Annotated in this window: 17 protein-coding genes; 10 read left to right on the top strand and 7 right to left on the bottom strand. The window is 65.7% G+C overall.

Translation table 11 applies throughout. The features are described from left to right. Positions 1 to 61: 61 nt before the first annotated feature. Both AAGD32_02150 and AAGD32_02145 read right to left on the bottom strand, forming a co-directional pair. Positions 62 to 544 (bottom strand): SRPBCC family protein, encoded by a 483-nt coding sequence (locus AAGD32_02150; protein MEM8873036.1) that lies wholly within the window; start codon positions 542 to 544, stop codon positions 62 to 64. Next, positions 531 to 1361 carry an SDR family oxidoreductase gene (locus AAGD32_02145; GenBank protein MEM8873035.1) on the bottom strand — a complete coding sequence of 277 codons (831 nt, stop codon included), beginning with the start codon at positions 1359 to 1361 and terminating at the stop codon, positions 531 to 533. The genes AAGD32_02150 and AAGD32_02145 overlap by 14 nt, the downstream gene beginning before the upstream one ends. A gap of 18 nt (positions 1362 to 1379) precedes the next feature. On the opposite strand from AAGD32_02145, the gene AAGD32_02140 reads away from it, so the two are divergent. Together AAGD32_02140 and AAGD32_02135 are read left to right on the top strand one after the other, a co-directional pair. Beyond that, positions 1380 to 1583: a hypothetical protein gene (locus tag AAGD32_02140; GenBank protein ID MEM8873034.1), complete on the top strand. Its 204-nt coding sequence runs from the start codon at positions 1380 to 1382 to the stop codon at positions 1581 to 1583. A gap of 21 nt (positions 1584 to 1604) precedes the next feature. Then, the gene (locus tag AAGD32_02135) at positions 1605 to 2015 is read left to right on the top strand and encodes a hypothetical protein (protein ID MEM8873033.1); all 411 of its coding nucleotides are present in this window, start codon (positions 1605 to 1607) and stop codon (positions 2013 to 2015) included. Positions 2016 to 2053: 38 nt separating this feature from the next. Here AAGD32_02135 and AAGD32_02130 read toward each other — a convergent pair whose 3' ends face one another. Continuing rightward, a complete protein-coding gene (locus AAGD32_02130) occupies positions 2054 to 3472 on the bottom strand; it encodes a hypothetical protein (GenBank protein MEM8873032.1) in 1419 nt (472 codons plus the stop codon). 150 nt (positions 3473 to 3622) lie between these two features. Between AAGD32_02130 and hisA the strand changes: the two genes are divergently transcribed. From hisA to AAGD32_02115, 3 genes are all read left to right on the top strand, one after another. Further along, entirely contained in the window at positions 3623 to 4384 is a 762-nt protein-coding gene (hisA, locus tag AAGD32_02125) for a 1-(5-phosphoribosyl)-5-[(5-phosphoribosylamino)methylideneamino]imidazole-4-carboxamide isomerase (protein MEM8873031.1), read from the top strand. Between the two features lie 110 nt (positions 4385 to 4494). Continuing rightward, the gene (locus tag AAGD32_02120; GenBank protein MEM8873030.1) at positions 4495 to 5196 is read left to right on the top strand and encodes a hypothetical protein; all 702 of its coding nucleotides are present in this window, start codon (positions 4495 to 4497) and stop codon (positions 5194 to 5196) included. 163 nt (positions 5197 to 5359) lie between these two features. Next, positions 5360 to 6079 carry a VPLPA-CTERM sorting domain-containing protein gene (locus AAGD32_02115; GenBank protein MEM8873029.1) on the top strand — a complete coding sequence of 240 codons (720 nt, stop codon included), beginning with the start codon at positions 5360 to 5362 and terminating at the stop codon, positions 6077 to 6079. Positions 6080 to 6088: 9 nt separating this feature from the next. Here AAGD32_02115 and AAGD32_02110 read toward each other — a convergent pair whose 3' ends face one another. Next, positions 6089 to 7474, bottom strand: coding sequence for a DUF2254 domain-containing protein (locus AAGD32_02110; protein ID MEM8873028.1), 1386 nt, complete (start codon positions 7472 to 7474; stop codon positions 6089 to 6091). A 23-nt stretch (positions 7475 to 7497) separates the two neighbouring features. Between AAGD32_02110 and AAGD32_02105 the strand changes: the two genes are divergently transcribed. Together AAGD32_02105 and AAGD32_02100 are read left to right on the top strand one after the other, a co-directional pair. Continuing rightward, positions 7498 to 8148 carry an SGNH/GDSL hydrolase family protein gene (locus AAGD32_02105; GenBank protein ID MEM8873027.1) on the top strand — a complete coding sequence of 217 codons (651 nt, stop codon included), beginning with the start codon at positions 7498 to 7500 and terminating at the stop codon, positions 8146 to 8148. After that, positions 8145 to 9173 carry a Gfo/Idh/MocA family oxidoreductase gene (locus AAGD32_02100; protein MEM8873026.1) on the top strand — a complete coding sequence of 343 codons (1029 nt, stop codon included), beginning with the start codon at positions 8145 to 8147 and terminating at the stop codon, positions 9171 to 9173. The genes AAGD32_02105 and AAGD32_02100 overlap by 4 nt, the downstream gene beginning before the upstream one ends. A gap of 4 nt (positions 9174 to 9177) precedes the next feature. Here AAGD32_02100 and AAGD32_02095 read toward each other — a convergent pair whose 3' ends face one another. Together AAGD32_02095 and AAGD32_02090 are read right to left on the bottom strand one after the other, a co-directional pair. Beyond that, positions 9178 to 9924 carry a hypothetical protein gene (locus AAGD32_02095; GenBank protein MEM8873025.1) on the bottom strand — a complete coding sequence of 249 codons (747 nt, stop codon included), beginning with the start codon at positions 9922 to 9924 and terminating at the stop codon, positions 9178 to 9180. 2 nt (positions 9925 to 9926) lie between these two features. Continuing rightward, the gene (locus AAGD32_02090; protein ID MEM8873024.1) at positions 9927 to 12065 is read right to left on the bottom strand and encodes a HEAT repeat domain-containing protein; all 2139 of its coding nucleotides are present in this window, start codon (positions 12063 to 12065) and stop codon (positions 9927 to 9929) included. 306 nt (positions 12066 to 12371) lie between these two features. Here AAGD32_02090 and AAGD32_02085 point away from each other — a divergent pair, with 306 nt between their 5' ends. Further along, positions 12372 to 13889, top strand: coding sequence for a tetratricopeptide repeat protein (locus AAGD32_02085; GenBank protein MEM8873023.1), 1518 nt, complete (start codon positions 12372 to 12374; stop codon positions 13887 to 13889). Between the two features lie 5 nt (positions 13890 to 13894). Here the strand turns inward: AAGD32_02085 and AAGD32_02080 are convergent, their stop codons facing one another. Further along, positions 13895 to 15172 (bottom strand): GAF domain-containing SpoIIE family protein phosphatase, encoded by a 1278-nt coding sequence (locus AAGD32_02080; GenBank protein ID MEM8873022.1) that lies wholly within the window; start codon positions 15170 to 15172, stop codon positions 13895 to 13897. Between the two features lie 87 nt (positions 15173 to 15259). Between AAGD32_02080 and AAGD32_02075 the strand changes: the two genes are divergently transcribed. Both AAGD32_02075 and AAGD32_02070 read left to right on the top strand, forming a co-directional pair. After that, positions 15260 to 16036 (top strand): alpha/beta hydrolase, encoded by a 777-nt coding sequence (locus AAGD32_02075; GenBank protein MEM8873021.1) that lies wholly within the window; start codon positions 15260 to 15262, stop codon positions 16034 to 16036. A 35-nt stretch (positions 16037 to 16071) separates the two neighbouring features. Continuing rightward, the gene (locus AAGD32_02070) at positions 16072 to 17193 is read left to right on the top strand and encodes an alkene reductase (protein ID MEM8873020.1); all 1122 of its coding nucleotides are present in this window, start codon (positions 16072 to 16074) and stop codon (positions 17191 to 17193) included. The last annotated feature ends 19 nt before the right edge of the window (positions 17194 to 17212 follow it).

Raw genomic sequence — 17212 nt, 5'->3', positions numbered from 1 at the left:
TAGTTGGTAGAACTTAGTTGGTAGAGGGGAAACGGCGTCGTGCGACTCTACCAACTAAGTTTTACCGACTACCAACTCCGCTAAACTTCTCGCGGGTCACCTTGTGTCGGTACGCGAACATCGCGTTGAGCTGGCGGCGGATGAGGAGCTTGTCGGCGACCCAGCCGATGGGGCCGAAGGGCGGGGTGTAGTGGATGGAGTCGGTCAGGACCGTTTCGTTGCCTTCCGACTTGAAGTGGTGCTTGTGGTTCCAGTGCTTGAACGGGCCTTCGTTGCTGCGGTCGATGAACCAGGCTTCGCCGTTCTCATTCGGCGGTTCGTGGCCGACGTACTCGGCGATCCACGGCTTCCAGCCCAGCACGGGCACCTTCGTCTTGATCTCCACGATCGTCCCCACCCGCGGCGGCAACGGCTCTGCCTTCACCAGCTCCACCTGCTGGTCCGGCGGGACCAGCGCGAGGAACGCATCGTAGATGTCCTCGTGCCAGGCCCAGACGTCGGCGAGGGGTGCGGGGACGCGCGTCGTGTATTCAACCGTTGGCACCTTCGACCGTAGGCCACCGCGCGCCGGTGGCTTTCAAACTCCAGTCCCAGAAGCGGCGGGCGAGCGCGGCGTCCTTGGCGAGCTTGCTCTCGTTGGTCGGCTTCTCGTCACGCCAGTAGCGGCCGCTCACGTCAATGTCATCGGCGGCGAGGTGGATGCTCGTTTTCGCGCCTTCCTCGGGCGTCTTGGTGAAGAACTTCAGGATCGGTGTCCGGACGATCCACGGGAGGTTGCGGAAGATGCCCGTCGCGATCACGCCGGGGTGGACGGCGTTGGTTTGCACCTGCGGGTACTTCTCGTCGAGGGTCTTGGTGAACCAGATGTTGAAGAGCTTGGATTGGCAATAGGCGCGGATACCGCGATAGCGAGTCTTGAGGTTCAGGTCGTCGAAGTCGGGCGTGGGGCTGTTCTCGTGGGCCCGGCTGCTGAGGTTGATCACGCGCGGGTCGTTGCTCGACATCTTCGGCAACAGCAGCGACGTGAGCAGGTAGTGGCCGAGGTGGTTCACCTGGAGGGTTTGCTCGAAGCCGTCGACGGTTTCCTTGTACTGGCTGGAGTGCATGCCGGCGTTGTTGATCAGGACGTGCAGCTTGTCGATACGCTCGACGGCGCGGCGGACACTGGCGAAGTCGGCCAGATCGCAGACGACGATCTTCACATGGCCGTTGATCTGCTCGGCGGCGCGCAGGCAACGGTGTTCGTCGCGGCCCATGAGGATGACGTGCGCTCCGCGTTCGGCGAGGACCTTGCAGGTTTCGAAGCCGATGCCGCTGTTGCCGCCGGTAACCGCGATGGTTTGGCCCTTCAACTTTGCCATGCGCTATCGTATTCGCTCATGCAGACGCGGAAGGAACTTGTCGTGGAACCGGTCGGCCTGGAGGTCGAAGCCCTGCCCCGCCCGATCGACTGGGCCGCGCTCTTCGGCAATGCCAACCCGGTCGAGATCGAGATCGGCTGCGGCAAGGGCACGTTCATCACCCAGCAGGCTACCACCCGCAAGGACATCAACTTCTACGGCCTCGAGTGGGCACGCTTCTAATACCGCTACACCGCCGACCGCTTGCGTCGCAACGGCTGCGCTGATAACGCACGCATGTCCCGCGCCGAGGCGAACTGGTTCCTGACCGAACTCGTGTCGGCAGAGTCGGTCGATGCGCTGCACATCTACTTCCCCGACCCCTGGCCCAAGGCGAAGCACAACAAGCGTCGCCTGATCCAGCCAGCATTTATGGAGATCGTCGAGCGTGTGCTGGTGCCCGGCGGACGGTTGCAAGTCGTGACCGATCACCAGGATTACTGGGAGCACATCAAGCCGACCGTCGAGGCATCGAATCTGCAACGCGTCGACTACCGCGGCTACGGCTCGGCCGGCGAGGGCGAGGTGGTCGGCACCAACTTCGAGCGTAAGTACATCGCCGAGGGCCGGACGTTCAACGCGATTGCGGCGGTGAAGCAAAAGACCCACGCCTGAAGGCGTGGGCTTTGTGGTTGAACTTGCACAGCGACTACTCAGATGTTGATGTTCATCGGCTGCGGAGCCATTTTCAGGATGCCGGCCACCGCGACCGCCTCGGCGTCGCCGAAGAAGCGCTGGTTGGCGTCGATCGTCTCCAGCAGGCTGGTGTTGAAGTTCTCGAACGTGTAGTCGCCCGGTTCGAGGAGGTTGAGCAGGATATCGGTGATCGGGCTGGTGTTGGCTTGAAGTGCGCCGTCGATGACGCCGCGGGCTTCAAACTCCTGCCGGATTTCGTCCTCGAAGCTGATCGGGTCATCCGCGAACAGTCCCGAGCCGTTGACGTAAACCTCGTTGCCCTCGTTGTTGAGCGGCGCTCCCAGGATGCCGGTGCGCGGGTAGAGCCGGTCGCCGGAGTTGAGCAACGCGACGAGTCGGCCGTTCTGCTCGGTGACATTGGGCGTGCCGTAGCGGGCGATGGCCGGGCGGGTCTGAATGTGGTCGGCCCAGACACTCGCCTCGACGAGGTGCGCGACGATCTCCTCGTTTTGCACGATGCCGACATCGTTGTGCATGACTTCGTGCGCGATCAGCGCGCCCAGCGAGGCGTAGTGCTCGTCGGCAAGTTCCTGCTTAAAGATCAGACGGAGCCGGCCGTTCTCCAGTTTGGATTCGGCGCGGCGAACTTCGGGCGGGAGCGTCGTGTCGTAGCCGAGGATGGTGTACGGCTGCCCCGTCGGATTGAGCGTACCGAGTATCGCATCGATGGCCGGCTCGCCGTCGGTGCCGTAGAGCGATAACAGGCCGGCGCGGAGCGTGGCGTCGGGCACGCGCGTCTGCACGGTCGAGTCGTCGAACTGGGCAACCGCCTGGTCGATGACGCTCTGCTCGAGCCCGCGATCGGCCAGGAAGCTCGCCAGGTCCGCACGAAGTTCGTTAGGCCCGAGTACCGGACGCGTGATCGGGTCGGGCGAGGCGTCGAAGAAATCCTTGTTGAAGAACGTGAAGTCATACGGCACGAACGGACGCAGTGCCAGCGTAAACCGCGGCTTGTTCAAACCCTTCTCGAGGCGGATGTTCGGAATCGCATCGCTGGGGGTGTTGAGCACGTCGTCGCCGTTGAGATCCCGCAGCGCACCTTCGTAGAGGTACAACCGTCCGCCCTTGCGGGCGCGGAACTCGGTCTTGAACCGGACGATCGTGTCGTCGCCGTTCTCGTCCTGAAGGATCTGGTGCTCGGAGGTCGGGATGACGATCTGCTGTTGACCACCCGAAAGCGGATTGATTGCGTAACCACGCAGACCAAAGCCGGCCTCGGGGTTATCACCGAGTTGGACCTCGCCGTCGAACCGGACGGTCACGAAGTTGTAATCGAGTTGGGTGCCGTCGGTGTCGAGCGGGATCTCGGTGTTGTTCTTGCCCGCGAGGATCGGGCTGACCGCAAGAAGACGACGCTCTTCAAGTTTTTCAAGCACGGCGGAACGCGAGGGGTAATTCTGGTTCATCGGAAAAGGGATCTGGGTAAACAACAGGGCATCCGCGGGTGGGCCAAGTGAGGATTACAGGACCACCGAGCCTCGCCGGCGTGACACACCAAAGGCCAGGCACTTGGCTAGCATCGGCCGATGACCGCGACGGCCAATACTTCGATCGCCGACAGGCCAGCCCTGACGCTTTACCCCGCGATCGACCTGCGTGGCGGCAAGGTCATCCGGCTTGTCCAGGGCGATTACGAACGCCAGATCGACTACGCCGACGACCCGATCGCCGTCGCACAAAGCTTCGCCCACGCGGGCGCGCAGTGGCTTCATGTCGTCGACCTGGACGGGGCCAAGGCGGGCAAAGTTTCGCAGCTCGACGTAATCCGACGTATCGCCGACGCCAGCGGGCTTCGGGTGCAGGCCGGCGGCGGGGTCCGTTCGACCGCCGACGTGGATGCCCTGCTCGACGCCGGCGTCACGCGGGTCGTGGTCGGCACCAAGGCGATCCGGGATTGGCCGTGGTTCGAGGCACTGATGGCCCGCACCGACATGCCGCAACGCCTCACCCTCGCCATCGACGCCAAAAACGGCCAAGTCGCCACCGCCGCCTGGACTCACACAGAAACCGTGACCGCCCAAGAGATTGCGAATCGCACGACCGGGACCGGATTGGGTGCTTTGCTCTACACGGACGTGGCGCGAGACGGTATGCTGTCGGGCATCGATTTCGCCGGAACATCCGCGCTAGCCGACACGACCGACACCCCGGTGATCGCCTCGGGGGGTGTTGCGAACATTTCTGATCTTCAATTAATCCGACCTTCCGCGATAAAAGGTGTCATTATCGGTCGAGCGCTCTACGACGACCGGTTTTCGCTCGCAGAGGCTTTACAAGTTTGTCGCTGAGACACGGATCGTCTCGGGCACCGGGAGATCCCCCGGTTTTCGTTAACTCGCCACGATCAACCTCGCCAATATTCAGGAAACTCATGTCCAGCAACCGATTCGCAACAGCAATGCGCAATACACTTTTAGCCGCTTCCGTCTTCGCCCTTACCGGCACAGCTGCCTCGGCAGCCACGACCGAGACCGGTGCGCTCGGCGCGGGTGAGCCCGGCTTCATCGGCATTCTCGAAGCCACCTTCGGCGGCACCTTCAGCCGCAGCGGCGCCGACTACGTGTCCGGCAGCGTCACCGCCTTCCGGGTCGCCGATGACGGGTCCGACTCGTCCATCGGTGCCGGCCTGTACACCGCCGAACTCGTCGCCTCTTACTCCGACAACATTCAGGAGTTCGGCATCCTGACCGACACCGGCTTCCAAATGCTCGACATGACCGACCAGTTCGGCATGCTCAACAGCGCTCCGGTCGTGTTCAACGCGGAATCCGCCACCACCCTCGTCGCCCGTGACGGTGGCGAGTCCGGCCTGCACACGTCCGACCCGGCCCTCAACCCCGGCGGCCGTGTTCAACTCATCACCTTCCTTATCGAGGAAGAAGACGGCGACGAGAGCCTGTTGCTGTTCTGGGAAGACCTCTCCGAACAGCCGGGCATCGGCAAGAACCGCACCAAGGCCGACTTCAACGACCTCGTCGTCCGGCTCAGCAGCGTCGACTCGGCCTCGGCGGTCGTGCCGATCCCGGCGTCCGCCCTCGGTGGCCTGCTGATCCTCGGCGGTGTGGGCGCGCTCGGCGTCGTTCGCAAGCTCCGCAAGTAAACGGCCGCACTTATCGGACACGCGTCGCGGCTGCCCCTACAAGCCGCACGATCCGATCAACTTTCGGGCAACACGGGCGATGAATCTCTCGGGATTCGTCGCCCGTGTTTTGGTGCGCGGGTATGTCTGCGGTGAGTCGCCGACTTCACCCAGGTCCAATCCCATGAAACGCACCGCCGCACTCCTCGCCGCTGTCGCTTCCGCCGCACTCGCTCCCGCCGCCCTTGCCGGACTCGAACCGCCACCGGCCGGCGAGCATGGCGTCACCCAGATTCTCGCCCACCTCTACGGCGGCAGCTTCAACGCCATCGAGCAGGGCTACTCCAACGGCTCCACCACCGCCCGCTACGTCGACGACGAGATCGGCCTGAACCTCTCCGCTGCGGGCTTTGCCGGCGTCAACGTCGAGGCCGTCGCCAAGTTCTCGAACAACCAGCAGTACTCCGGCTACTTCGACGGCAACGGCGAACTCCAGATCATGTTCGAGACCACCGGCTACGGCTATGAAGTCGAACAGGACTGCCCATGGATCGTCTGCCACGGTGAAGCCGACCTGCTCGACAACATGCTCGTGGTCGGCCGTGACGGCGGTGAAGGGGGCCAGCACTCCCAACGCCCCGCCGACAACGCCGACAACCGCGACCACGTGATCACCTTCGAGATCGACGACGGCTCGGACCTGCCGACGTTCATCATGTTCTGGGAAGACATCACGATCAACGAATCGATCACCAAGGGCCGGTCCAAGAACGACTTCAACGACTTGGTGCTGCGACTGAGCAATGCCGAAGACTGCGTTGCCGCGGTTCCGCTACCGGCCAGCGCGTTCGCCGGCATCGCCGGATTCACCGTACTCGGCCTTGCCCGGCGGCTGAAGAAGTAAAGCCGGTCGTTACTCGCGGTAAGACGCTTCGTCGTCCCGGCCACCGTTGATCGCCTCGCTGGCCTCGGCACATCGGTCACGCAGCGTCTCACGGTCGGCGTCGAGAAGTTCCGACGACGCCGACGCGCTGACCAGTTCGACCATCTCCGCCAACACCTCGCGCTGCTCTGGGCGGACGGCTGACCGGCCGATCATCGTCAGCACTTCGATGAGCCGAAGCTGCACCCCGAACGATCGCTCGGCCGCGTGGCGAATCCCGTCGAACGCGCCACGCAGCAGGCGGTCGAACGTCGATACCTGGATGATCAGCCGTGGCTCGCCGCCCATGCCACGGACGGGCCGGATCGGGTCTCGGCCGCACTCCTTCGCCAAGACCGCACCGAGCCGGTTGATACAAGTCATCGCCGTGCGTGGGTCGTTGATCCCCGACGAGAGTGCGCGAATCGCCATCTCCGACAACTGGTCCATGCCGAACTCGACGTCTTGTGCCAACGTCCGCTCGGGGCTGACCCGCACCGCACGCCGCAGGGAATCCGTGTCCACCCCGTCGATCCCATCCCGAGGGTGGCAACTCACCAGCCCGGTCCCTTCGAAAACGTACGTCCCCGGCCGAACCAGCAATCGGAAGCACAGATCCCTCTCGACCGCCCGATCAAACAACGCGGCGAACTCGATCGCCTCGACGTAGCCGACCTGCTCGCTGCGTACCACATCGGCATCGGTCGACTCGAACACGTCGTCACCCGCGACATCGATCGAATCTCCGACATGGTCGCGATGAGCCCGGTCGAACGCCGCATCGAGTTCGTTGCCGACGTCCGCGATCAGCTTGGCCGGCCGCATGCTCTCGGCGATGTGGTGGATGAACCAGATCAGCACGCCGATCGACAGCAACGCAAGGGCGAGCGCGACCGACACGGACAGCCGGGGCATGTACGTCTCGCCGAAATTCGCATCGGGGATGACACGAAGAACGATCAGGCAGTACGCGAACGTGGCAAGAAACGTCCCGAGCGTGAACTGGTTGCCGCGATCGGCAATGAACTGGCGAAGCAAACGCGGGCCGTACTGCCCGGCGGCCATCGACAACGTCGCGATCGTGATCGAGAACACCACGCCGGCCACGGTCAATGCACTGCCGGCCACGGTCCCGAGAAACTCGCGGGCACCCTGGGCCTGGCCGTCGAACCACAACCCGACCGTGCTCGCATAGCCACCGTCGAAGTCGCCGAAGTACCAGCGATCGAGCACGGGAAAAACAAACCCGGCGACCAACGCCACGCACACCATCACGCTCGGCAACAACCAGAAGCTCGCCCGCAACGCTTCGATCAACACCGCCAGCCACGCCGGCATCGGCAGTCGGTTCTTACCACGGTCGGCTCGCCTCTTCACCTCCGCACGGTACCCTCTCGCCAATGCCCGCAGAACGTCCGCTTTCACTGACCAAGAACGATGTCGTCCTCTTCATCGGCGACTCCATCACCGACTGCGGCCAGCGCGACGACCCGGACCGGCTCGGGCACGGCTACGTCCGCATGGTTCATCACCGACTCGCTGCCGGCAATCCGACGACGCTGCCCGCGATCCTCAACCACGGGCACTCGGGCAACACCATCCTCGACCTGCAAGATCGCTGGGAGAACGACGTGCTCGCGGTCGCGCCGACGGTGCTCAGCATCAAGATTGGCGTGAACGACGTGTGGCGTCAGCTCGATGGGCAGGGCCGCGGCGTACCGGTCGATGAGTACACCGATGTCTACCGAACCCTGCTCACACAAACCCGCGGCACCCTGCCCGACGTGCGCTTGGTACTCTGCGAACCGACCGTGATCGACAGTCCGCCACAGCCTAAGTCGGGCAACGACATCCTGCGAAGCTACCTCGAAACCGTTCGGACACTCGCGGCGGACTTCGACGCGATCGTCGTTGGCATGTTCGGCGCCATCGCCGATGCACGCGATGCCCGGCCGGACTTGCTTTGGACCAATGACGGCGTCCACCCGACGCCCCTCGGCCACACGTTGCTCGCCAACACCTGGCTCAACGACACCGGAGCGCTCTCGTGAACAAACTCAAACTCATTCAAGCGGGTGTCGGCGGACACGGTGGCGGCTGGCTCCGCAACACGACCCACCCGAGCCCCGATGTCGAACTGGTCGCGCTGGTCGATCCGAACACCGAAGCGCTGGACAAGGCCCAGGAACTGACCGGACTGCCGAGAGAACGTTGCTTCGCCGATCTCGATGCCGCGCTCGCGGCGATCGACTCCGACGCGGTGCTCTGCGCCACGCCACCGGCCGGCCATCGCGCGCAGGCCGAAGCCGTCTTCGCCGCAGGTCGTCACCTGCTCATCGAGAAGCCCATCGCCGAATCCTTAGACGATGCCAAGGCGATGGTCGCCGCTGCGGATGCGGCGGACCGCACACTGATGGTCTCGCAGAACTACCGCTGGAAGCCACCGGTGCTCACGCTCAAGAAGACGTTCGCCGCGGCTCCGCTCGGCGTGTTCGGGCACGGCCATCTGGACTTCTTCATCCCCGGCGACTTCACCGGCAGCTTCCGGGAAACGATGCCACACGTGCTGCTCATGGACATGGCCGTCCACCACATCGACCTGATCCGCCATGTCACCGGTCACAACGTCAGTCGCGTGTATGCCGAGACGTTCAACCCGTCGTGGTCGTGGTACCAGGGCGAGGCGGCACTGGCCATGATCCTGCACCTCGACGACGGCACACGGTTCACCTACCACGGCGACTGGGCGGCGAAGGGATACGTCAGCAGCTGGGACGGCGAGTGGCGGCTGCAATGCGCGGACGGCTGCATCCGCTTCGGCCGCAAGACCGATGAGCACACGCTGCTCGAACGCTCGGACCTGTGGCACAGCGGCGAAACCACCAAGTCGATCGCCCCGGACGACGCGCCCGACTCGCAAGCGGCGGCGCTCGCGCATTTCGTGAACGCGATCGCTCAAGGCACGCTATCACTCACGAACGGCCACGACAATCTTCAGACCTTCGCGACCGTCATCGCCGCACGGCGAAGCGCGGAAACCGGCGTCGCCATCGACGTCGCCGACGTGCTCCGCTGAGTCGTTACGGTCGAGTCTGCCGGGTTTCCAGGACGACGCCCCGCTCACCTTCCGCGACGATTTCGACGCCGGGTCGCTGGTACAACTGCCGGGCCATCGTCCGTAACGGCGACCGGCCCGTTCCCGGTTCCGGCTCACCTTCGCCCACGCGCACCACGGCCGCCGTCACGTCCGCCGGCATCGTCAGCTCCAACGATTCCATCCGCCCCACCGCATCGACGTGCAACACCGGGGCCAGCGTCGCAAGGTGCCGCCGGTCGTACGCGATCAGAAACGTCTGCCGATCCGCCGGGAGCATGAGCACGGTGTCGGTCGGGCTCCGGTACCACGTCCACGTATCCGCCCGGCCGTCGAGCCAGATCGTCCCGGTCATCGCACGCACCGTCGGCCGAGTCGCGGACCATGCGACGATCACCGCGGTGCCAAGCGTGACGACCCCCACGACCGCGAGCACCCGCCGCCTTGGCAACATGAGTGCCACGATCACGAGCGCGGTCAGCAAGACCCCGCCGGCCACCGCCTGACGCCGCAGCGTATCCGGTGGCTCGGGCACCCACCCCGACGCCGGCAGGTACGCCCGCTCGTCGATCACCACGTCCGCCAACGGCACCGTCGCGGACTTCGCACCATCAGCATCCCATTGCGTGATCACCGGCCCGTCGATACGCATGGTCGAGCCATCGCCGCTGATCGGCCGATCGACGTAGGTACCGGGGACAAACGCAACTGCAAACAGCGCCGCAGCGAGCACGGTTAGCTCCGGTCGAGGGACGTGAGCGTGTCGGGACCGAGGCGATCGGTTTCGCTACCTGCATCGCGGCGAAGTTGGATCTTGTCCGACGTCTCACGGAGCCGTTCGACGAACGCATCGTCCAGCGGCGGCTGCATCGACAAAGCAGCACTCACCAGGCGCTGCGCATCGGCGAGTTCGTTGGCCTTGAACAGGCGGTCGGTTTCCTTGCGAATGCGATCGCCGACGTCGCCGCGATATTGCGGATCGGACGCGATCAGTTCGGCGGCGAACTCCAGGGCCGCGTCGTATTGGCGATCCCGCAGGAGTGCCGTGAGCAGTTCTCCCGAGAGCGAAAGCAGAACGACCGGCTGGGTGCCGGGCCGGTCCTTGACGATGTCGAGCGACTGCCGAAGCGAACCGGCCGCCTCGCCCCAGCGTCCGATCGACGCCTGCAGATTGCCGATCTGTTGCAGGCGATAGCTCTGGGCCTCGACATCGCCGCGCGCCGCAGCCATCTCGGCCAGCACCTCGAACACCGCCAATTGGCGCGTCGGCTCGTCACGGAACCGCTCGGGCCAAGCCGCGAGTTGCACCTCCGGTGCCATCGGCATCAACGCGAGCAACGACTTCCACGCTTCCTCGCGCACGACCGCCGCCGGCTCGTTGGTTTCGCTGAGTCGTTGCCGGAGCAGGTCGGCCCGCTCGAAGGAAATGCTCGTCTTGACCACCGCCTGCACCGCGGCCTGCCGGACCCGCGCGTTCTCGTGGCCCGCCAGTTCCGCCACCGCATCGCCGGCCCGCTCGTCGCCGTGTGTTGCCAGTCCGTTGAGCGCGGCGACGAGAACGCCGTCGATCTCTCGTGGCCGGGCGAGCAGCAGGCGGGTCAATGTCGCCGTCCCGTCCGGCCCGCTCAGCGCGGCGAACGCCCCGACCGCGTGTTCCCGGATCGGACCGTCACCACGCTGGGTGCGATTGAGCAACAAGTCTTCGGTTTCGGCAGCGACCATGCGGGCAAGGTTCGGGTCGTCACGGCGCAGCACCGGGCCGAGTTGGCGCAACGACCGGCAGGCCGCCGAGATCACCGTCGGCGACGGATCCCGCAACAACGCCATCAGCGGCTCCACCGCACGCAAATCCCGCAACGGGCCCAGCGCCGTGGCCAACGCCGCCCGCACCGACGCGTCCGGCTCCTGCTCGATCTGAACGAGCAGCGCCTCGGTCGCGGCCGGCTCGTTGAGCACGCCCAACGCCGCCGCCGCCTCACGCCGTACCGCAGGACGATCGTCGCCGACCAGGTCGATCACGAACGGCTTGACCGACGCGGCCACCATGCCAGTCTCGGTCACCGCCCTGTAAACCAATTCCGCGCCCAGCAGGCGGACATTGCCGTCGGGGCTGGTGAGGAACTGTTCGAGCACGACCGGCTTGTCGTCGGCGTTGCGGTAGACCTCGGTCAGCGACCGCCGCAAGGTCGCACGGGCCTCGGCAAGATCGGCCACGTTGCGATCCGAACGGCGGGCGCGATTGACCAGCACCACCTCCGCGAAATCGCCCGCCTCGAGCCGGTCGGCCATCCATGCACTGACCAATGCCGGATCGGCATCGTCGAGGGCCGCGATGCGAGCGATGGCCACTCCGGCCGCATTGGCGATCCGCGGCTCATCCGCGTCGAGCAATGTCGCAGCGGCACGGGCGGCCGCCTCGGTCGGCGCGGAACCCAGCGCACGCAGCGCCGCCAACCGGACCGATACCTTGCCGTCGGCCTGCGCGATCTGTGCCAAGCGTGCCGTGACCGGTGGCCGGGTCGCGTACGGGCCCAATGCGTCGGCGACGGCCATCGCCAGCGTTTCGTCGCCGCCGTTGGTCAGGGCCGCGAACAAGGGGTCGATCCACTCCGTGTCGTCGGGCCGGGCGTGGCGGGCCAGTGCGCGGGCCACGGCGAGCCGACCGCCCGTGTCGGTCGGATCGCGAAGCGTTGCACGGAGCACGTCGGCCGCCTCGGCCTGGGGGCGACTGGCGAGGCGGTTGGCCGCAGTGTCGCGTTCGAGTTGCGTCCGGGCAGAGCGAAGTTGATCGGCCAAACGACCCACGTCACCGGCCGCAAAGCTCGGCGTGCCCATCGCCAGAACCACCGCCGCCACCGCCGCCATCGCCGCCATCGCCAACCGCCGTGGGCGTAATCCCCGTACGGCGGGGTCAGGTTCGGAGGATGGCCGGGGTGAAAGGAACATGAGCGGCGACCGACAACTTTCAAGGGCGGCTTCCCAACCACGAGCGGCCCCGATGTGACGGTCCCGCACTTCCCGAAGATCGGACAAGCCCCTGTCGTGTCGACACTTTATATCGCCGGACGTTGGTCGGCGCGAATCGGTTAAGGGTTTGCGAAGTTTCCCCGACATTTCGCACGGTTCGGGCCGGCGCGAACTTGTGTGTTTTGCCCCCAACGCGTAGAACGGAGATGCGTCATGACCGGCGATTCCGACGACTTCGGCTTCCCCGATGAGCCCGGCTTTGAAGGCCATTCCTCCGAGCCGGACTTCACGGACGACCTGCCGTTTGATTCCGAGGGCGACTGGAACGGCGGCAACGATCCGTTCGACGACGACCTCGGCGGCATCTTCGATCCTCCGCAACACGCGCCCCAAGGCTGGGCGAACTTCACCGGCGACGCCGAGCCGGGTTTTGTCGTCGAGGCCCGTGAGTTGCGTGAGGCCGGCAATGCCGCCGACGCGGTCGACCTGCTCCGGGACAACCTCGAAGCCGACGGCCCGTGGGACGCGCCGGCGCACATCGAACTGGGCCTCGCGCTCGACGCGGTCGGCGACCCGGTCGCCGCGCTCGCTGCCTACCGCCGCGCCGTCGAGCTCGACCCGGACGAACCACACACCCTGAATCACCTCGGTGCCGCCCTTCACGAACGCGGCAATGACCGGGAAGCGATCGAGCAGTTCGCCGCCGCATGCACGCTCGATCCGAAGTTCATGCCCGGCATCGTCAACCGCATCGTGTGCCACGCCGAGCTCGGTGAGCATGACCGGGCCGAAGCCATGTTCTACATGGCGCAGCAGCTTGACGAGCGTTGTCCGCGCAGCTTTTTCAACATGGGCCGGTCGCTGGAAATGCGCGGGCTGCACCGCCGCGCGATCTGGTGTTACCGGCGTTGCCTGGCGATCGACACGAGCGAACCGATGGTTCCCCGCGGTGCGGTCATCGCCCGGCTCGCCCTCTGCCTCGAAGCCGATGGGCAAACCGCGCTGGCGTTGCGATCGTTGCGTGAAGGCATCGGCCGAACCACGCCGCAGGATCCAACTCGGCCGGACCTGCTGGCACACCTGGCACGGATGCTTCTCGATGCCGACGACCCCCGCGCGGCGCGTCCGGTACTGACAGCACTGTCCGACATCGCCCCACAGGAGCCGGCCACGCTCTCGCTCCTGGGTCGGCTGCACACGGCGGAAGGCGACATCGAAGCGGCCTGGGACGCGCTGAGCAACGCGGCGGCCGGCGACCCGACGTTCCCCCGTGTTCACTTGCAGCTTGCCACAATCGCGGCACGTCGCGGTGACGTCGGTCTTGCACAACGACACCTCCGCGCGGAACTGCTTCGCCGGCCGCGAGACGTGGACGTGCTCGAGTCCGTGGCCCGCGAGGCCGACGCAATCGGCGACGACGCCGGCTGTGCCGCGGCGCTGCGCAAGCTGCTCCTGGTTCGCCCCAACGACGCGGCAGTCTGGCACCGCCTGGGGGTTGCCGAATGCCGTGCCGATCGTGTCGCGGAAGGGCTCAACGCGCTGCGACGGGCGCTGGAGATCGATCCGAAACGCGTGGCCGCCTGGCACAACCTCGCACTCGCGCTCGCCCGCCACGGAGAGATCGGCAACGCCCGCGTTGCCCTGCGGCACGGCCTGCTGCTCGAACCCGGCAATCTCGCCCTGCGCCGCCTCCGCTGGCGGCTGCGTTTGCGGAAGCTCCTGCCGTTCTGATTGCGTCACTCGACGTGCAGCGTGATGAACGTGACGTCGTCGTTGCGGTCGGCAAGACCGACGAAGTTCCGTAACATCCGTCGCATGTGCTCGGCCATCGCCCCCGCACTCTCCAACTTGGCCGCCTCCGTGAACGCTTCCGCCACACGCTCCTCGCCGAAGTGCTCGCCACGAAAATCCTCCGCGTCGGGAAAGCCGTCCGTGTAGATCAGCATCCGATCGCCGGACCTGAGCTTGAACACGCCCTGCCCGAACGTCGCGTCGAGGTCGATGCCGAGCAACATGTCATCGGTGGTGAGTTCCCGTAGCTTGCCGTTACGCCACAGCAGCGCGGGCGGGTGACCGGCAGCGCAGTACGTCAGCCGCCGCGCCTGGGCGTCGAGGACGGCGTAGAACAGCGTGACGAACTCGCCGGGCCGCGTGTCCCGGTAGAGCATGTGGTTGAGCCCGGCGATCGACTCGGAAAGGTCATACTTGTAATCGACCTGCGCCCGCAACGATGCACGCACGGCCATGCCGACCAACGCGGCCGCCACGCCCTTGCCGCTCACGTCGGCCACGAGCAGGCCGTGGTTTTCCTCGGGCAGCGGGATGTAGTCGTACAGGTCGCCGGCGAGTTCCTGCGCCGGCTGGTAGATGCCGGCCAACGACATGCCCTCGATTTCGGGCGGCCCCTTGGGCAGCATGCGCTGCTGGACGTTCGCGGCGAGTTGGACCTGACGCTCGAGCCGTTCGGCATCGCGCTCGACCTGTCGGGCTTCGTCGGCGAGGCGTACGTTCTCGATCGCCGCCGCCGCCATCGACGCGACGGTGCGCAGCAGGTCGATCTCCCGCTCGGAGAAACGGCGTGGCTTGTCCGTGTACACACGCAGCACGCCGATCGGCTTACCGAGATATCGCATCCCCGCCACGAGGATGCTCACGATCCCTTCGCGGATCGCCTGCTCACGAAACAGCACCCGCGGGTCGTCGGTGACTTGTTCGACAAGTTCCCAGCCGCGCGGCGAGAGGGCCGCCTGATCGATTTTCGCCGCGGTGAAGCTGATCTTGCCTTTGCCGAGGTACGCGTCCGAGAGGCCGTGTTTGGCGGCGATTGTCAGTTCATCCTGGGTCGTATCCAACAATCGGATCGACGCGGCCTTCACGCCCATCACGTCGGTGATGAGCTTGACCGTGCGCTCAAGCAGCATCGGCAGGTCGCGGCTCTCGGCGAGCATGCGACTCACATTCGTCACGGCCGTCAGCTCGGCACGGAGGTTGGTAAGTTCGTCCTGAACGGCCATGGCAGTCCCCTTGCGGGGGCGATGGTAGCGCGTTGTTTCACCTCGCCCCGACTCACGGGCACTTCGTCTTTCTGTTATCATCGCGCGATGCCGACGCTCCAAACCTCGCTGGGAACGGTCGCTTTCGATGACAACGGGAAAGGCAAGGCGGTGTGTTTGGTTCACGGCTTCCCGCTGGATCGCCGGGTATGGGCACCGGTCGCGGAACGGCTCGGCGACGAAGCACGGGTGATCAACGTCGATCTGCCGGGGTTCGGCGAGGCAAAGCCGGCCAAGCCCTGCCAGATCGACTCGCTCGCCGGGGCGTTGCATGAAGTCCTTTCTGAACTGTCGGCGTTGCCCGTGGTGCTCGCGGGCCTGAGCATGGGCGGCTATGTCGCGTTGGCGTATGCCGCGGCGTTCGGCGACTCGCTGGCGGGGCTCGCGCTGGTCGACACCCGCGCGGCCGCCGATGATCACGAGAAACGCGTCGGACGCGACCGCATGATCCAGCTCGTTCAACGCGAAGGCACCGAGGCGATCACCAACGCGATGTTCGACGACATGCTCGCCCACCCGCACGACAACACGCCGGCGGTCCACGATTTGCGCAACATCATGAACCACTGCCCGCCGCACACGATCGAACGCGCGTTGCGGGCCATGAAGCTGCGCGAGGACCGAACCGACCTGCTACCGACGCTGGACCTTCCGGCCGTCGTGATCGTCGGTGAACACGACCGCATTACGCCCGTCGACGAGGCCGAGCGCATGAGCGCGGCACTCCCGCACGGCAAGCTCAAAGTCATCCCCGACGCCGGCCATATGGCACCCCTGGAACAACCCGACGCGGTCGCCGAGGCGCTGCGAACGCTGCTCGTGTGACGTTGGACACGGTCGGCGTTCCCTACGCTATCGCCATGCACGACGCGACGATCCCCCGCACGGCCGATGCTTCCGCACTGTTCGAGCCGCTGCAAATCGGCGACCTGGGCCTGCCTAACCGCATCGTCATGGCACCGCTCACCCGCTGCCGATCGGCCCCGCCGGACAACACGCAAACGCCGCTGCACGCGCTGTACTACGCCCAGCGCGCCAGCGCCGGACTGATCGTCTCGGAGGCGACGCAGATCAGCCAGGAGGGCCAGGGTTACGCATACACGCCGGGGATTTTCAACGACGCTCAGGTCGACGGTTGGAAGCTCGTCACGGACGCGGTGCATAACGCCGGCGGACGCATCTTCTGCCAGCTCTGGCACGTCGGCGCGATTTCGCACGAGGTGTTCCACGGCGGGGCCAAGCCCGTGTCGTCGAGCGCGTGGACACCGCCGGGGCATGCGTACGTCGCCAACCTCGTCCCGGGCGAAACCAAGCCGCCACACCCCGAAGCACGGGCACTGGAGACCGACGAAATCCCCAGGCTCATCGACGACTACCGCCACGCCGCCCGCTGCGCCAAAGCCGCCGGCTTCGACGGCGTCGAACTCCATGCGGCCAACGGCTATCTCATCCAGCAGTTCATGCGGTCCGCCATCAACAAACGCACCGACCACTACGGCGGCTCGCTCGAAAACCGACTGCGTCTGCTCGACGACGTCGTCGCCGCGCTGTGCGAGGAACTGCCGGCCGGCCGGGTCGGCGTGCGGCTCTCACCGTGGAGCGATGCAAGCTCCAAGGAGGAACTCATGACGCTTTACACCGCCGCCGCTGAACTGATCTCGGGGCGCGGGCTGGCTTATCTCCACTCGCCCTGTCCGACCGACGATGCCGGAAAGAGAATCGTCGCGTCGATGCGGGCAACGTTCGACGGGCCGTTCATCGCCAACAACGAAATCGAACCCGGCGACGCGGCCGGCTGGCTCGAAGAAGACCGTGCCGACGCAGTCGCGTTCGGGCGAATGTTCATCTCCAACCCGGACCTCCCGGCACGCATCGCGGCCGGCGGGCCGTACACCGAACCCGACAAGGAAACTTTCTACGGCGGCGGTGCTGAGGGCTATGTCGACTACCCCACGTTGCACCGCACCCGGGGCCATCTGTGAACCGAGCATGAACCGTCGC

Source organism: Planctomycetota bacterium, from assembly GCA_039182125.1.
GTDB lineage: Bacteria > Planctomycetota > Phycisphaerae > Tepidisphaerales > Tepidisphaeraceae > JBCDCH01.
Note: the sequence above shows the minus strand (reverse complement) of the source record. Positions and strands in the feature narration are given on the sequence as shown.

Coding starts and splice junctions, on each gene's coding strand:
- AAGD32_02075 (MEM8873021.1), top strand. CDS start 15,260: ATGCCGACGCTCCAAACCTCGCTGGGAACGGTCGCTTTCGATGACAAC.
- AAGD32_02115 (MEM8873029.1), top strand. CDS start 5,360: ATGAAACGCACCGCCGCACTCCTCGCCGCTGTCGCTTCCGCCGCACTC.
- AAGD32_02085 (MEM8873023.1), top strand. CDS start 12,372: ATGACCGGCGATTCCGACGACTTCGGCTTCCCCGATGAGCCCGGCTTT.
- AAGD32_02070 (MEM8873020.1), top strand. CDS start 16,072: ATGCACGACGCGACGATCCCCCGCACGGCCGATGCTTCCGCACTGTTC.
- AAGD32_02105 (MEM8873027.1), top strand. CDS start 7,498: ATGCCCGCAGAACGTCCGCTTTCACTGACCAAGAACGATGTCGTCCTC.
- AAGD32_02120 (MEM8873030.1), top strand. CDS start 4,495: ATGCGCAATACACTTTTAGCCGCTTCCGTCTTCGCCCTTACCGGCACA.
- AAGD32_02080 (MEM8873022.1), bottom strand. CDS start 15,172: ATGGCCGTTCAGGACGAACTTACCAACCTCCGTGCCGAGCTGACGGCC.
- AAGD32_02090 (MEM8873024.1), bottom strand. CDS start 12,065: ATGGCGGCGATGGCGGCGGTGGCGGCGGTGGTTCTGGCGATGGGCACG.
- AAGD32_02145 (MEM8873035.1), bottom strand. CDS start 1,361: ATGGCAAAGTTGAAGGGCCAAACCATCGCGGTTACCGGCGGCAACAGC.
- hisA (MEM8873031.1), top strand. CDS start 3,623: ATGACCGCGACGGCCAATACTTCGATCGCCGACAGGCCAGCCCTGACG.
- AAGD32_02140 (MEM8873034.1), top strand. CDS start 1,380: ATGCAGACGCGGAAGGAACTTGTCGTGGAACCGGTCGGCCTGGAGGTC.